15 protein-coding genes are annotated in these 14,831 nt (G+C 64.6%); 10 read left to right on the top strand and 5 right to left on the bottom strand.

Translation table 11 applies throughout. The features are described 5' to 3' along the window. On the bottom strand, positions 1 to 565 hold a 565-nt coding region (locus MAXJ12_RS13860; protein WP_008836520.1), incomplete at its 3' end, for a biotin/lipoate--protein ligase family protein. A gap of 100 nt (positions 566 to 665) precedes the next feature. On the opposite strand from MAXJ12_RS13860, the gene MAXJ12_RS13855 reads away from it, so the two are divergent. Continuing rightward, a complete protein-coding gene (locus tag MAXJ12_RS13855) occupies positions 666 to 2,705 on the top strand; it encodes a 4Fe-4S binding protein (RefSeq protein WP_008836519.1) in 2,040 nt (679 codons plus the stop codon). Positions 2,706 to 2,708: 3 nt separating this feature from the next. On the opposite strand, the gene MAXJ12_RS13850 is transcribed toward MAXJ12_RS13855, so the two are convergent. After that, the gene (locus tag MAXJ12_RS13850; RefSeq protein WP_008836518.1) at positions 2,709 to 3,995 is read right to left on the bottom strand and encodes a hypothetical protein; all 1,287 of its coding nucleotides are present in this window, start codon (positions 3,993 to 3,995) and stop codon (positions 2,709 to 2,711) included. 102 nt (positions 3,996 to 4,097) lie between these two features. Between MAXJ12_RS13850 and MAXJ12_RS13845 the strand changes: the two genes are divergently transcribed. Beyond that, positions 4,098 to 4,304, top strand: coding sequence for a DUF6494 family protein (locus tag MAXJ12_RS13845; protein WP_008836517.1), 207 nt, complete (start codon positions 4,098 to 4,100; stop codon positions 4,302 to 4,304). Between the two features lie 34 nt (positions 4,305 to 4,338). On the opposite strand, the gene MAXJ12_RS13840 is transcribed toward MAXJ12_RS13845, so the two are convergent. Further along, positions 4,339 to 5,214, bottom strand: coding sequence for a helix-turn-helix transcriptional regulator (locus tag MAXJ12_RS13840; RefSeq protein ID WP_008836516.1), 876 nt, complete (start codon positions 5,212 to 5,214; stop codon positions 4,339 to 4,341). Between the two features lie 98 nt (positions 5,215 to 5,312). Here MAXJ12_RS13840 and MAXJ12_RS13835 point away from each other — a divergent pair, with 98 nt between their 5' ends. Genes MAXJ12_RS13835 through MAXJ12_RS13815 form a run of 5 tightly spaced genes read left to right on the top strand, consistent with a single transcriptional unit; the run spans position 5,313 to position 10,734 of the window. Then, on the top strand, positions 5,313 to 6,005 hold the full coding sequence (locus MAXJ12_RS13835; protein WP_008836515.1) for an ABC transporter permease: 693 nt from the start codon (positions 5,313 to 5,315) through the stop codon (positions 6,003 to 6,005). A gap of 2 nt (positions 6,006 to 6,007) precedes the next feature. Beyond that, positions 6,008 to 6,730, top strand: a complete 723-nt coding sequence (locus tag MAXJ12_RS13830; protein WP_085983948.1) for an ATP-binding cassette domain-containing protein — start codon at positions 6,008 to 6,010, stop codon at positions 6,728 to 6,730. 21 nt (positions 6,731 to 6,751) lie between these two features. Beyond that, the gene (locus MAXJ12_RS13825) at positions 6,752 to 7,588 is read left to right on the top strand and encodes an ABC transporter substrate-binding protein (protein ID WP_008836513.1); all 837 of its coding nucleotides are present in this window, start codon (positions 6,752 to 6,754) and stop codon (positions 7,586 to 7,588) included. Between the two features lie 54 nt (positions 7,589 to 7,642). Next, entirely contained in the window at positions 7,643 to 8,773 is a 1,131-nt protein-coding gene (locus MAXJ12_RS13820; RefSeq protein WP_008836512.1) for a molybdopterin-binding protein, read from the top strand. A gap of 11 nt (positions 8,774 to 8,784) precedes the next feature. Beyond that, positions 8,785 to 10,734 (top strand): molybdopterin biosynthesis protein, encoded by a 1,950-nt coding sequence (locus MAXJ12_RS13815; RefSeq protein ID WP_008836511.1) that lies wholly within the window; start codon positions 8,785 to 8,787, stop codon positions 10,732 to 10,734. Here MAXJ12_RS13815 and mobA read toward each other — a convergent pair. Both mobA and fdhD read right to left on the bottom strand, forming a co-directional pair. Further along, positions 10,731 to 11,360: a molybdenum cofactor guanylyltransferase MobA gene (gene mobA / locus MAXJ12_RS13810; RefSeq protein ID WP_008836510.1), complete on the bottom strand. Its 630-nt coding sequence runs from the start codon at positions 11,358 to 11,360 to the stop codon at positions 10,731 to 10,733. The genes MAXJ12_RS13815 and mobA overlap by 4 nt on opposite strands. Further along, positions 11,350 to 12,243, bottom strand: a complete 894-nt coding sequence (gene fdhD / locus MAXJ12_RS13805) for a formate dehydrogenase accessory sulfurtransferase FdhD (protein ID WP_008836509.1) — start codon at positions 12,241 to 12,243, stop codon at positions 11,350 to 11,352. Before fdhD ends, mobA begins: the two co-directional genes overlap by 11 nt. A gap of 166 nt (positions 12,244 to 12,409) precedes the next feature. Here fdhD and MAXJ12_RS13800 point away from each other — a divergent pair, with 166 nt between their 5' ends. The 3 genes from MAXJ12_RS13800 to MAXJ12_RS13790 form a co-directional block, all read left to right on the top strand. Further along, on the top strand, positions 12,410 to 13,666 hold the full coding sequence (locus tag MAXJ12_RS13800; RefSeq protein ID WP_008836508.1) for a molybdopterin molybdotransferase MoeA: 1,257 nt from the start codon (positions 12,410 to 12,412) through the stop codon (positions 13,664 to 13,666). A 128-nt stretch (positions 13,667 to 13,794) separates the two neighbouring features. After that, entirely contained in the window at positions 13,795 to 14,034 is a 240-nt protein-coding gene (locus tag MAXJ12_RS13795) for a sulfurtransferase TusA family protein (protein ID WP_040586280.1), read from the top strand. A 300-nt stretch (positions 14,035 to 14,334) separates the two neighbouring features. Further along, positions 14,335 to 14,831: NADH-quinone oxidoreductase subunit NuoE family protein (locus tag MAXJ12_RS13790; RefSeq protein ID WP_341872533.1), on the top strand; the 497-nt coding region annotated here is incomplete at its 3' end.

The raw sequence follows: 14,831 nt of genomic DNA, 5'->3' as shown, positions 1-14,831 counted from the left end.
ACGAAAAGCCAGTTTCGCTCCAATCATGAAATACAGCCATCAGATGATGCGAGAAGCTCGCGATGATTTGCCCCGCATCGACCGCTTCGAAGCCCAGTTCGTCAAGCGCGCCAAGCAGAGGCCGCAGACCCGGCTCGCTGGCGCGGATGGCAGCAGTGCGGATCATGCCGGAAATGACGAGCCAGTCCGGTATTTCGTCCTCCCGGGTCTCTTCGGGCCAACCGAGGCGGCCGCCCCCAACGAGAACACCATCAACGCGAATCGCATCGGGCCAGTCGAAATTAACGGGCCGCGACGGCGGCGCATGGACCGATAGCGCATCGGCAATCGCGTTCATACCGGCATAGATCGCGCGGCGCGCTTCCGCCAACGGCTCTTCGGGCTCGAGCACTACCGCGAATTCGGCCAGATCGTAGCGGCGCACCCAAACCAGCGTCCCGGCCCCTTCGTCCGCCGCGATGGCGCGGGCATGCGCAAAGGCATCGCCCGCCTCTCTCAACGTGACGAGGCTGTAAGGCGGGGGCAGTTCGAGGGCACGGTCGGAGACCGATGCGCGTAACGACATGGTGCCGGTCCATATTTTGGTGACGGCGATCTTATTGTCTTTATAATACTTCCAAAGGGTTGGCGCTACCGCACGAGCGGCTGGCGTCCCGGGAGCCGATATGAAGCCAACCAAGCAGCGGAAAGTCCTGGTCTGCTCCTGCGAGGGAAGCATGCCAAATTATGGCGGCAGCGTCGCCCGCGGGTGTCAGGGTGTGCAGGTCGAATCCGGAGACCAGTTCTGCGGCGCGGAACTCGACCGGGTGCGTAGCGCCCTGAGCAGCGGCGAAGCAGTCACGATCAGCTGCACGCAGCAGGCGCCGCTTTTCAGCGAACTCGCCGAAGAACTCGATTTCGCAGGCGATCTGGTTTTCGCAAACATTCGCGAGGCGGGAGGCTGGTCGCAGGGCGCCGCTGCCGCCGGCCCGAAAGCGGCGGCTCTGCTCGCCATGGCGGCCGAACCCGCTTCTCCGCCCGCGCTCGTTACGCTTTCGAGCAATGGCGTCATCCTGGTCTATGGCTGCGACGAGACGGCGATCGATGCGGGTCGGCAACTCGCCGAGAAGCTGGACGTCACTGTGTTGCTTACCCGTCCGCACGAAATCGCGCCGCACCGGGTCTGGGATTTTCCCGTCATGCAGGGCACGGTCCGCAATGCGAGCGGCCATCTTGGCGCCTTCGAACTGACGGTCGACGACTTCGCGGCGCCCGCTCCCTCATCGCGCGATCGGCTTCGCTTCGGGATATCGAGGGATGGCGCGGTCTCGAACGCCGACATTGTCCTTGACCTCTCCGGCGGAATCCCGCTTTTCCCTGCGCATGAATTGCGCGACGGCTATGTGAAGGCCGACCCGCGCGATCGCGCCTCCGTCGCCACGGCGATCGCAAAGGCAGCCGACTTGGTCGGCGAGTTCGATAAGCCGCGCTTCATCGATTTTTCCGCCGATCTGTGCGCCCATTCGAGGTCACGCATCACCGGCTGCACGCGGTGCCTCGATCTGTGCCCGACCGGGGCGATAGCGCCTGCCGGCAACCACGTCGAAATCGATGCGGAAGTCTGCGCCGGCTGCGGCAGTTGCGCGGCGGCATGTCCGACGGGCGCCGCGGCCTACGCCGTGCCGGATGCCGAGTCGCTGCTTCGGCGGCTGCGGACGCTTCTCCTCACCTATCGGGAGGCGGAGGGCCAGGACGCGATCGTGCTTTTCCATGATCTCAGCCATGGCGAGCCGCTGATCGACGCGCTCGCCCGGTTCGGTGCGGGTCTCCCCGCAAACGTCCTGCCGGTAGCCGTGAATGAGATAACCCAGTTGGGGGTCGAAGCGTGGACCGCGCCCGTCGCCTGGGGCGCTTGCGCCGTAAGGGCGCTCTCATCGGCCAAACCAGGACACGAGCTTTCGGGAATTGCCGGAAACATCGCCATCGCCAACCTTTTGACCCAGTCTCTCGGCTATGGCGCGGAGGTCTGCGGATTGATCGAAGCCGACGATCCCGACATCCTCGCTTCGGCGCTTGACCTGATCAGCCCAGACCTTACGCCCCGGCGCCCGGCGGCATTCCTGCCGCTCGGCAAGAAGCGCAGCCTGCTGACCAGCACGATGATCGAGCTGCATCGCGCTGCGCCGACGCCGGTCGACCGCGTGGCTTTGCCTGCTGCAGCTCCGTTCGGGGGGCTGGATGTCGATGTCGACGGGTGCACGCTCTGCCTCTCGTGCGTATCGGCCTGTCCAACGGGCGCGCTTTCCGACAGCGAGCAGCAGCCGGCCTTGTATTTTTCCGAGAGTGCGTGCGTGCAGTGCGGCCTTTGCGCCGCGACCTGTCCGGAGAAGGTCATCACATTGACGCCGCAGGTGGATTTCCAGGCGTGGAGCGCGCGGCGCCGGGTCGTGAAGGAAGAGGAGCCGTACAACTGCATCCGCTGCGCGAAGCCATTCGGCACGAAGAGCACGGTTGAGCGGATCGTCGCCAAGCTCGAAGGTAAACACTGGATGTTTGCAGGCGAGAACGCACGGCGGCTCGACCTTGTGCGGATGTGCGACAATTGCCGGGTCGATGCGGCCATGAATGAGGGCTTCGACCCTTATGCCGGCCCCGGCCGCTCGCCGCCGCGGACGACGGAGGACTATCTGCGGGAGCGCAAGGCCTCGAGCGACAAGGCGGTCTGAGCCTTAATCGGTGCGTGTCTCGGCCTGAAGAAAGCGGATCAGGGCTGCTCGATCCTCTGCGTTGCTGATGGTCTGTTCAGGCATCTTGGTGCCAGGAGTGTAGGCATTCGGGCCTAACTCGAACAGCTTCGATACGGTTTCCGGTGTCCAGACGATGTCCATCTTCCGGAAAGCGGGCGAATAGTGGTAGCCCGGCACGGACGCAATTTTGCGGCCGAAGATGCCATGTAGCGTGGGGCCGGCTCGATTGCCGTCATTCGGGCCTAGTGTATGGCAGGCGATGCAGGCGCGAAATACTTCCGCGTCCGGATTATCTGCGTATCTGGCCATCGGATCGGTCTTGCCGGTGACAGCGGCCCCGAGGCGCTCGCCTGTTTCGACGTTCCATTCCCGCACCAAATGGTCGGCGCCGCCGGCCAGAAGCGTCTTGCCGCCAGCCGCGGATGCAAGCGACCATACCGCCACGTCGGATGTGTCGAGCGTGCGGATGGTGGAGAGGCTCCTGGTCTCCAGCAACAGGATCCCATCATCGATGCCGGCGGCGGCGAGATAGTTCGCGTCTGGCGTGGCGGCGAGAGCAATCACGGGTTTGCGTGAGACCTGCATTTCCAACTGCACTTCGCCGCGCCGATCGAGCAAGCGCACATGCCCATCCGCACCTCCGACGAACAGGCGGTCGCCGGGCGCTGTCACAAGCGTGTTGAGCGGCGTCGGCATGACGGCCCGAACCGGCGGCGCCCCAGCTTGGCTTGGCCAATAGATGACGATAGCATCATAGCCCGCGCTGACGAGCGTTCCGTCCGCCAGGAAGGCGAGCGCGTTGACGTTCGCGCCATGGCCTTCGAAGACGCGCGCTTCCCCACCGGCAAGCGGCCAGAGCCGGACGGTGGCGTCCCAGGACGCCGAAGCGAGCATCGAACCGTCGGGCGACACTTCGAGGTCGGCGACAGGTCCGGCATGCCCTTCCAGAATGCGGGCGGGATCGCTTCGACCGGTTTGCCAGATGGCGATGCGACCATCCGCGCCAGCGCTGGCAAAGCGCCCGTTCGGCAGGGCGGCGACGGCAGTCACCTCACCTTCATGGAAGAGCAGCACGTCGCGCGCTTCGCCGGTCTCTAGCGACCAGATGATCGCCCGGGTGTCAAAACTGCCGGTTGCCGCCGTCTTTCCGTCCGGCGCCACGGAGATCGCCCGCACGGGGCCGCCATGCCCGCGCAGTTCGGCGCTCTGCGCGGTCGCGCCGCTGAGGAGAACAGCAGCGAGCAAAGGTATTGCGAGCCTCTTGTGCATTGCGCACCATACCTTTCCGTGTTCCGCTGCCCGGCAGCACCGTTTGCCGGAAGGCAGCACCTGACCGACGGGCGCACCGTCCAAGCTATCAGAGGCAATCATATGACTCAAAACACGGAAACCGATCCCTTCAACGTGTCGATGCGCAAGTTCCTGAGGCAGGTCGGCGTAACCTCGCAGCAGGCGATCGAAAAAGCCGTGGCGGAGGCGGGACTGAAAGGACAGGAGCGCCTGACCGTGAGGGCCGTGATTACGGCTGAACGCGCCGGCCTGCACCACGTCGTCGAAGGCGAAATCGACTTTGGCTGAATAGGTGCGCTCTGCGTTCGATCGACGCACTATATCAATTGACGAACCGGATCTGCCCGGCCGAGCTCGTGTCGTACCCCGTGAGTTCCTCGGCGCGCCGGGCGAAACTGTCTTGGGCCAAAAAGCGGACCAGCGCCTGGATCGAAGGCTGAAAATAGGTTCGCTGCCGCATCAATAGATCGAAGTTCTCCCACGCCAATGACACGAATTCGAGGCCGGCGCCGCGTGCAGCCGCGCGTGTGGCGATGCCGCAATCGGCTCTTCCGGTGCGGATGGCCGCAGCGAGATCCGGTCCTGTCAGGCATGGCGGCTCGAGCCGGTTCAACTCCTTCTGGCTGGCGCCGGCGCGGGCGACCAGGACATTCAGCAGCATATGGGCTCCGGCACCGGCCTGGCGCACCGCCATTTTGGCGCCGCTTTCAAGGACATCGACCAGGCTATTGAGCGATCGCGGGTTGCCCGGCGGCAGCAGCAGTCCCTGTTCGCGCCGCGCGAAACCGATCAGCACCGCATCGTGCAGCCGCGGCATTGCGCGCACGGCATCCACATTGGGCTCGGCGGCTTCATTGTGGAAATGGATCGCTGCGGCGGCGACTTCGCCACGCAAAAGGCGCGCAACGCCGCTTCCGGTACCCTCGGTAAGGGAGGCGAGACCGGAGCCTGCCTGGCGAAGGCTCCATTCGAGCAGGTCGTCCTGGCTGCCGCCGACTATGGGCGGCGGCTCGGGCGGGATCATTCCCTCAGGACGCGCGAGTCCCGAGAGAACCCAGCGGTCGAGTTCGTGACGCGGAAACAGCCACTTGCCCGTCACCTTGCTGCACGGGATCTTATTTTCGGCGACCAGTTCATAAAGCTTGCGTTCGCCAAGGCGAAGATAGTCGGCGGTTTCAGTTGTCGTCAGCAAATCCATCTTGCATCCATATGCATATTCCTGCGCAAATTCAACAATTTGACTTCTGCGTAACGATTGCAGAAGAACGCTTGTGCGTTGCGCAAGCGAGAGGTGGTATGTCGGAAGGCATCAGTGCATGGCAGCTTGTCGCGAGCGGAGACGCGACATTGTTCGCGATCGTGCGACTGTCGCTCGCCGTCAGCCTGTCGGCCGTCGCGATCGCGGTCGTCGTGGGCCTGCCGCTCGGGGCTGTGCTGGCACTGACGCGCTTTCCAGGACGCTCTGCGCTCATCGTTATTCTCAACGGTTTCATGGGCTTGCCGCCGGTGGTCGTCGGCCTGGCAGTCTATCTGCTCCTGTCGCGATCGGGTCCGCTCGGCGAATTGGGATTGTTGTTCACACCGGCGGCGATGGTCGTCGCGCAGGCGCTTCTCGTTCTGCCCATCATCGCGGCTTTGACACGCCAGACCATCGAGGATTTGTGGCGCGAATATCGCGATGAGTTGACAGCGATGGGCGTCGGCCCGACAGGCCGCGTGGCGACGCTTTTGTGGGACAGCCGCTTCAGCCTCATCACCGCGTTGCTCGCCGGCTTTGGCCGGGCAGCTGCGGAAGTCGGCACGGTGATGATTGTCGGCGGCAACATCGACGGCTTCACCCGCACCATGACCACCACGATCGCGCTCGAAACCTCGAAGGGGAACCTTCCGCTCGCCATGGGGCTCGGCCTCGTCCTCATCGGGCTCATCATGGCGATCAACGCCGCCGCGTGGGGCGTGCGGCTATGGTCCGAGCAACGGGCGGGCTGATGATGCGGGCCTCGCCGAGCGATCTGCCGATTGTGCTTGACGGCGCCTCGTTGCGTGCCGGCGCGACGACGATGCTCGACCGCCTGAGCGTGACGATCACGCCGGGCGCGCCGACGCTGGTCGTCGGTCCAAACGGCTCCGGCAAAACGTCGCTGCTGCGGCTCTGCATGGGGCTTGCTGCTCCCTCTGCCGGAATCGTGACTTGGGGCGGGCGCACTGATAGCGGGCAGACACGCCGCGCCATCCTGTTCCAGAAACCCGTCATGCTGCGCCGTTCGGCGGCCGCCAATGTTGCCTATGGGTTGGCGCAAGCTGGTTGCCCGCGCCACCTCCGGACCACCCGCGCCGAGGAACTGCTCGATCGCGTCGGCCTTCTCGACCTCGCTGCCCGCCCCGCGAGACGCTTGTCCGGAGGTGAGCAGCAACGCGTCGCACTCGCGCGCGCTCTGGCGCGGCAGCCCGAAATCCTGCTGCTCGACGAGCCCACCGCCAGCCTCGACCCCGCCGCGACCCGTCATGTCGAGGAAATCATCCTCATGGCTGCCCAGTCCGGCACGAAGGTCGTCATGGCCTCGCACGATTTGGGGCAGGTGCGCCGGCTCGCGGGAGATGTGGTTTTCCTGGTCCGCGGCCGGCTCTGCGAGCAGACCAGCGTGAAGGATTTCTTCGATCGTCCTTCGACACAGGAGACGGCCGCCTTCATCCGCGGCGATCTCGTTCTTTGACCAACTGAATTGGAGTTTTCGATGCTGAGCCGCCGTCTGTTTACCGCCATTGCCGCTTTCGCCATGCTCGCCGTGGGCGGAATTTCAGCCGTAGCGCAGGACAAGTCGATCGTCGTGGCGTCGACGACCTCGACGCAGGATTCCGGCCTGTTCGACCATATTCTGCCGCTATTCGAGGCAGAGACCGGCATCGACGTGAGGGTGGTCGCGCAAGGCACCGGACAGGCGCTTGACACCGGCCGCCGCGGCGACGCCGATGTCGTCTTCGTTCACGCCAAAGCGCAGGAGGAGAAGTTCATCGAGGAGGGTTTCGGCGTGAAGCGCTTCGATGTCATGTACAATGACTTCGTGCTGATTGGACCCAAAAGCGACCCGGCCGGTATCCGCGGCTCCACGGATATCGCGGCCGCACTCACCGCTATCCGGACCAAGGAAGCGCCTTTCGTTTCGCGCGGCGACAAATCCGGAACCCACTCCGCCGAACTAAGACTCTGGAAGGAAGCCGGCATCGATATCGCTTCCGCAAAAGGCGACTGGTATCGCGAAATCGGACAGGGCATGGGAGCCGCACTCAACACCGCCGGCGCCATGGATGCATATGTGCTTTCCGACCGCGGCACCTGGCTTTCATTCAAGAATCGTGGCGAGCTCGGTATCGTCGTCGAGGGCGACAAGCGGCTGTTCAACCAATATGGCGTGATGCTCGTCAATCCGGAGAAGCACCCAAGCGTCAAGGCCGATCTCGGCCAGAGCTTCATCGACTGGCTGATCTCGCCGGAAGGCCAGGAGGCAATCGGGGAATACGAGATCGACGGCAAGCAGTTGTTCTTTCCGAATGCGGAGCGGGAGCGCTCGTGACCACGTCTTCGAAAGACAGTTGCAAACAGGTCCGCGTCTGTCACATCATCGGGCATGAGCAGAACGCAGCCTTCGAATGGCGCGCTGACCAGCCTCGAATCGGCTCTCGCCGCACTGCTCGACGGTCTGGCGCCGATCGCCCCCAGCCAATTGCCGCTTGACCGGGCGCTCGGGCGCATCGCGGCCGAGATGCCGTCTCTCGCGCATGCACGGCCTGCCCGCAACACCGCCATGACAGATGGCTGGGCGTGTCGTGCGCTCGATCTTGCCGGGGCGTCGGCCTATTCGCCGCTACCGCTGATGGCGGTTCCGGTCTGGGTAGAGACAGGCGATGCCATGCCGGAGGGATGCGACTGCGTTCTCGAAATCGACCTTGTCGACAGCACTGGCCCGATCGTTCAGGCGCTCGCTGAAGCCGTGCCCGGCCAGGGCGTCAGGCGCGCCGGCGAGGACATGGAAGCGGGCGGGCCGATCGTCATTGCGGGACAGAGGCTGACCGCGGTCGATCTTCTGGTCGCACGCAGCGTCGAGGTTGGGGAACTTGCGGTGCGGGCGCCGCTCGTTCATGTGATCGATGTTGGCGCAGCAAGCGGCGAGACTTTCACAGCCCATCTTGTCGCCGACAGCGCAAGAGCCTCCGGCGCGACGGTGAGCGACATCGAAACGGTAGCGCGGGATACGGCTTCCATCGCCAAGGCGCTCGACGATCGAGCCTGCGATCTGATCATCCTGATCGGAGGCACTGGTGCCGGGCGAGCCGACGCAACAGCCGAAGCGCTTGCCGCGCGCGGGGCGCTCATCGCCCACAACATCGCGCTCCAGCCCGGCCGAACCGCGGCCATCGGCCGGCTCGACGCAGTCCCGATCATCGCTCTGCCCGGCGCGCCCGATCAGGCCCTTGCCGCCTTTCTTGCGCTGGTTCAGCCGGTCATAGACCGGCTGTCGGGCAGGAGCGCCCGGCGAGACGCGACACTGCCGCTGGCGCGAAAAATCTCCTCCACCGTCGGACTGGCCGAAATCGCCCTCCTGAAGCAGGGACAAGACAGATGGGAGCCGCTTGCGATAGGAGATTTCTCGTTGGACGCGATGCGCCTGGCGGATGCCTGGCTTGCTATTCCGAGCGGCAGTGAGGGTTATCCCACGGGAACATCGGTCGGCGCCTTTGCGCTCCGCGATCCGAGGTGAGTAAGTCGCAAATGGCCAGATCTCCAGTTTCTTCCCGCCAGGATCCCGACCAGGAGCAGTTCCTGACGGTCCTCTCGCGCGATGAGGCGCTCGCCCGTTTCGAGGCGGCGCTATTTCCGCGAGCGGTGCCTACCGAAGAACGAATGCTCGCGGATGCGCTTGGGCTGGCGCTTGCCGATGATGTGAAAGCGCCCATCGACGTGCCGCCCTTCGACCGTTCGAACGTCGATGGCTTTGCGGTGCGCGCCGCCGACATAGCCACCGCGTCGGAAGCGCTTCCAGCCCGGCTCTTGCTCAATCGTGAAACCATCGCCTGCGGCGTCGCCCCGCAACTGCCCGTGCTCGCGGCCACCGCAACGTCTATCGCGACGGGCGGACCCGTGCCGCGCGGCGCCGATGCCATCATCATGGTGGAGCACACCCAGCCGACCGAAGATGATGCCATCGAGGTCAGGCGTGGAGCCTCGCCCGGCCAGTTCATCTCGCATGCCGGCTCCGATATCGCCCGGGGTGAGGTCCTGCTGCGCGCTGGGACGGTGATCGGCTCGCGGGAAATCGGCATGCTTGCGGCCTGCGGAATTGCGCTGGCGACGGTCGCGCGCAAGCTGCGCGTTGCGGTTTTGTCCACCGGCGACGAACTGGTCCAGCCGGGCCATCTCCTGCGACCCGCAGGCATCTATGACGCCAACGGCGCGATCGTCAGTGCGGCGGTGACCGAAAATGGTGGCGAGGCGACCTTTCTCGGCGCATTTGCCGATGACGAAGCCACGCTGGAGGCAGTCATGCGCGAGGCGCTTGCGACGCACGACATGCTGATCCTGTCGGGCGGAACGTCGAAGGGCGCGGGCGATGTCAGCCATCGCATCGTCAACCGCCTCGGCGCGCCCGGCATCGTCGCCCACGGCGTGGCGCTGAAACCGGGAAAGCCGCTTTGCCTCGCCGTTTGCGGCGGTAAGCCGGTCGTCGTCCTGCCGGGATTTCCGACTTCGGCCATGTTCACTTTCCACGACATGATCGTACCTGTGCTGCGCCGTATGGCGGGCCTGCCGCCGCGAACCGAAGCGCAGGTCGCGGCAAGCATTCCGTTGCGCATTCCTTCCGAACTCGGCCGCACGGAATTCGTGATGGTCTCGCTGGTCGAGGCTGAGCAGGGGCTGGTCGCCTATCCCACCGGCAAGGGCTCGGGGGCGATAACGTCTTTTGCCCAGGCGGACGGCTTCATCAGCATCGAAGCCTTGGCCGACAACATGCCTGCCGGAAGCGAAGCGGCGGTGACGCTGTTCACGCCGCACGTCCGTGTTCCCGACCTCGTCGTGATCGGCAGCAACTGCACCGGCCTCGATCTGGTCGTGGGCGCGTTGTTTCGCGCCGGACTGACGGTGCGGTCGATCGCAGTCGGAAGCCTCGGCGGCCTGGCCGCCGCCAAGCGGGGTGAATGCGATATCGCGCCGATCCACCTCTTCGATGCCAAGACGCAAAGCTACAATGCACCGTTCCTGAGCGCCGGCCTCGAACTTGTGGAAGGCTGGCGGCGCATGCAGGGCATCGCGTACCGCCCGGGCGACGCTCGATTCGAGGGGAGCGACGCGGAAGAGGCGTTGCGCGCCGCGCTTGCCGATCCCGATTGCATGATGGTCAACCGCAACCAGGGCTCCGGAACCCGCATCCTCATCGACCGACTGCTTGGTCCGGCGCGGCCCGACGGCTACTGGAACCAGCCCCGCTCGCACAATGCCGTCGCGGCGGCAGTGGCGCAGAACCGTGCCGACTGGGGCGTCACCATTGCGCCGGTTGCGCGCTCGGCCGGGCTCGGTTTCATTCCGCTGACGGAAGAGCACTATGATTTCGCACTGGTTTCGGCGCGCAAGGAACGGCCCGCGGTGCAGGCTTTCCTTGCCGCGCTGGCTACGCCCGAAATCCACGCTGCGCTGGAGCGGGCGGGTTTCAGCCGGCCTAACTAATCGGCAACAAGCGAAGCGAGCCGTTCGGCCTCGTCGAGATCGTCGACCGTATTGGCGTTGAAGAAGGGGTCCACCGGCTCGGTTGGCCAGGATACGGTCGCGAGCCGGTAGCGGGCCGTCCAGCGGTCGATCTTGCGGATGTCCTCTCCGACGAGCGCGTCGCGCAACTCTCCTCGCAGGGCGACTTTCCAGAGGCCGATGACGGGATGCGTCTGGCCCCCGGATGCAGCCACCGCCAGCTCCGCGTCTTCCGCCACCCGCGCCCGTTGCAGACGATCGACGAGATCGCGCGGCAGAAAAGGACAGTCTCCCGCGACGCTGACGACCCAGTCAACGCCAGGCTCGCTCGCGGCCGTCCAGTCGAGCGCGGCAAGCACCCCGGCGAGAGGGCCCGGATAGTCCTCGACCGTGTCGGCCACGACCGGAAGGCCGAACCGCGCAAAACGGGCAGGGTCGCCGTTGGCGTTAAGCAGCAGGCCGTCGCATTGCGGACCCAGCCGATCGAGGACGTGATCGAGCATCGTGCGTCCGCCGATCCGACGCATTGATTTGTCGCCCCCGCCCATGCGCCGGGCGAGCCCTCCGGCGAGAACGACGCCCAGGGTCGCCGGTTTCTCATTCGGCATCGTCGGCTCCCTTGCGTCTGTGGCGGGGCGCTTCCTCGTCGACGGAGGCTACGTCCTGGTCGAACACGATCCGATCCTCGCCCGACAGGACTGCGAACCGCTTGCCGCGGGCGCGGCCGACGAGCGTCAGGCCGGCCTGACGCGCCAGATCCACGCCCCAGGCGGTGAAACCCGAGCGCGAGACGAGGATCGGAATGCCCATTCGAACCGTCTTGATCGTCATTTCCGACGTCAGCCTTCCGGTCGTATAAAGGATCTTGTCGGCCGCATCGACGCCGTGGCGGTACATCCAGCCGGCGATCTTGTCGACGGCATTGTGACGCCCGACATCCTCCATGTAACAGATCGGCGTGCCTTCCTTGCAAAGCACGCAGCCATGAATTGCGCCCGCTTCGAGATAGAGCGAAGGCGTCGTGTTGATCGTACGGGTCATCTGGTAAAGCCAGGAGGTGTGCAGTTCGGCCGCGGGCAGGGCGGTGTTTTCGAGCGCCTCGAGAAGATCGCCGAAAGCCGTTCCCTGCGCGCAGCCCGAGGTCTGCGTCCGTTTCTTGAGCTTCTGTTCGTAATTCGTGTTGCGCTCGGTACGAACGATCACGACCTGCAGGTCGTCGTCATGTTCGACTTCGGTTACGACGTCGTCGAATTTGAGCATGTTCTGGTTGAGCAGGTATCCAAGCGCCAGATATTCGGGATAGTCGCCGATCGTCATCATGGTGACGATCTCCTGCGCGTTCAGATAGAGCGTCAGCGGGCGTTCAACGGGGACACGGACTTGGACAGCGGCGCCCGTATGATCGATGCCGCTGACCTGTTCCGTCAGCCGGACGTCTTCCGGGTCCGGCATGACGATGGCGGGGTCTGGTCTGGTTTTCATCTGGTGCATTGCGATCTCGAAATTAGCAATCCCGCATGCCGGGATGGATGCGTAACCTTCGGCTTGACGTCTACTATATAGGCTGTTCAAAACGAAGCCGGTCGACAAAAGCGCCAACCAGTGCAGGATGGCGCCAACCTGCCGGTTCGGCGGATCCACAGAAACTGAAGGCTCAATGGCGCAACTTTCAGACGACTGCTTCGCTTTCGGCGGCCCGATGCGATCGGTCGACGAGACCGTCGCACTGATTGCTTCGCGGCTCAGCGCTGTCGAGGAGAGCGAAGCAGTTCTGCTGGCGATTGCCGACGGGCGCATCCTGGCAAAGGATATGGTAGCGCCGCTGCCCTTGCCGCCTTTCACCAACTCGGCCGTCGACGGCTATGGCCTGCGCGGCGATGATTTGCCGGGAACCGCGGAGAAAGCTTTCCCAGTTGTCGGCAGGATCCAGGCCGGGATGGCGCCGGATCAGCCCGTTGCGCCCGGACAAGCTCTACGCATCTTCACCGGCGCTCCTCTGCCCGAGGGGGTGGACACGGTCTACATGCAGGAAGACGTCCGCGTCGACGATGCCGGGTGGGTCATTCTGCCGCCTGGCCTGAAAAGGGGCGCCAATGTGCGGCCGGCGGGCGAGGATGTCGCGGCAGGCAAAGTGGTTCTGCAGGCCGACCAGCGCATGCGTCCGCAGGATGTCGCGCTCGCCGCGGCTCTCGGCATGACGCAGGTCGAAGTGCGGCGGAAAATTCGCGTCGCGATCTTCTCGACCGGAGACGAGATCGTCGCGCCGGGAACCGTCCGGGGGCCGGCGCAACTCTTCGATTCGAACCGTTTCATGCTGATGGCCATGCTCGCAAGGTTGGGCTGCGAGACCACCGATTTGGGCATCCTGACCGACGATAGCGGTCTGATCGCGGATGTGCTGAGCGAGGCAGCCTCGAGGCATGACCTGATCCTTGCCTCCGGCGGGGTCTCGACCGGGGAGGCCGACTACGTCAAGGCCGCCGTCGAGAGCGTCGGCACGCTGGTTTTCTGGCGGGTGGCCATAAAACCCGGCCGTCCGGTCGCCATGGGAGTGATCAGGGGAACAGCCTTCATTGGGCTGCCCGGAAATCCGGTGGCAAGCTTCGTCACCTTTGCTCATATCGCCAGGGCCGCGATCTTTGCGCTGGCCGGGGCGAGGCAGCAGCCGCCAGTTTCGCGGCCTTTGCGGGCCGCCTTTTCCTACCGCAAGAAAGCGGGGCGACGCGAATATGTGCGGGTAAGCCTGCGTCGGACGGAGGACGGCACATATGAAGCCGTCAAATTCCCGCGCGAGGGCGCCGGCCTGCTGTCTTCGTTGGTGGAAACGGACGGCCTTGTCGAACTTGGCGAGGAGACAATCCAGGTAGAGCCGGGTCAGACCGTCCAGTTCCTTGCCTATGCGGACCTGAATTGACGAACGCCCTCGCGCCGGCCGTACGCGTCGTTACCAAATGCGGTGCGACGACTGGCCGCTCTCATTTGCGGGCTCCCCGCGGCCGCGGTCGTTGACGACCGGGTACCGGTCCGCCATCGTGACCCACTATGACAACCAGACAGCTCGATCTGACGGGATTGAAATGTCCCTTGCCGGCGCTGAAGACCCGCAAGGCGCTCAGTGGCATAGGACCAGGCGATCGCCTTGAGGTTCGCTGCACCGATCCGTTGGCCTCAATAGACATTCCCAATCTGGTCAACGAAACGGGCGACCGATTGGAGGCGACGAGGCGGGATGGCGACCACATCATCTTCGTGATCAAGAAGGCGGAGGCGGTACCGGTATAAGCGTTGCGACAAATCGAGGCGCAGATCAGTTCCGCCGAACCGGAGCTGGTCTGCTAAAGCTGCCCTATCGGCGAGAGCGCGACCTGTTTACAAGCCTCCACAGGTATATATTATACCAGAGATAGACATCGGCGGCTGGAACCGTCTTCGACAGACAGGCGCTTCGCCCCCGGGAGAGAGAGTATGACAATGCAGGCACGGCGGACACGGGATCGCGGACCCAAGGGACGGGCGCTGGATGATGCTGCGCTCGCCGAGGTCCGGAATATTCTCGGCGTTCGCGAGCGGCGCCGCGACCTCTTGATCGAGTTCCTGCATCTGATCCAGGACCGCTATGGTTGTCTGTCGGCCGCGCATCTGCGGGCGCTTGCGGAGGAGATGCGCCTGTCGCAGGCGGAGGTCTACGAGGTGGCGACGTTCTACGACCATTTCGATGTGGTCAAGGAAGGCGAGGCGCGGCCCGCGCCGCTGACGATCCGGGTCTGCGATTCGATAAGCTGCATGCTGGCGGGCGCCGAGGACCTGTTCGGCGAACTGGCGGCTGGTGTCGACCCGAAAGCCATTCGCGTCGTGCGCGCGCCCTGCATGGGCCGTTGCGCCGGTGCGCCCGCCGCCCGCATCGGCGACCGCGAAGTCGACCATGCCAGTAGCCAAGGGCTGTTGAACATGGCGCGCGAGGGCGCCATCAAGGTCGTTGTGCCCGATTACATCGGCCTTGAAGCCTATCGTGCCGCCGGCGGCTATCGGTTGCTGCAAAAAGTGCGCGGCGGTGCGCTTGGCGTCGACGCGATCATCGA

It is taken from the genome of Mesorhizobium alhagi CCNWXJ12-2 (assembly GCF_000236565.1).
GTDB classification, from domain to species: Bacteria; Pseudomonadota; Alphaproteobacteria; order Rhizobiales; family Rhizobiaceae; genus Allomesorhizobium; species Allomesorhizobium alhagi.
Note: the sequence above shows the minus strand (reverse complement) of the source record. Positions and strands in the feature narration are given on the sequence as shown.